The following is a 269-nucleotide window of genomic DNA, read 5'->3' on the forward strand; positions in this document are numbered from 1 at the left end:
TTGAAAAACAGTTTAAATTTCTATAATGGTTCAAACTACTATTATGTGACTTTAGCTTGTTAAGGTTGATAAACGATTTGATTATTATGGGGAAGAAGCATTTGAAAAAAACAAGAGAAATATCGAAAAAGTTCTCCTGCTCCTACACAATATTCTCCGTTCGCGCCATTTTTATTGCTTCTTCACGGTTGTTGACGTCGAGCTTCGAGCAGTAATTGCGGACCGTTTCCTCCGATAAAAATAGCTTTGCGGCGATTGACTTGTAGCGC

General features: G+C 37.5%; 1 protein-coding gene. It reads right to left on the reverse strand.

Going from position 1 to position 269, the window contains the following annotated elements:
• Positions 1-142: 142 nt before the first annotated feature.
• Positions 143-269 (reverse strand): LuxR C-terminal-related transcriptional regulator (locus tag KVT31_RS29605; protein WP_217613731.1); only part of this gene is annotated, 127 nt, incomplete at its 5' end.

The organism is Bacillus sp. GbtcB14, assembly GCF_019091205.1.
GTDB classification, from domain to species: domain Bacteria; phylum Bacillota; class Bacilli; order Bacillales; family Bacillaceae_G; genus Bacillus_A; species Bacillus_A cereus_AG.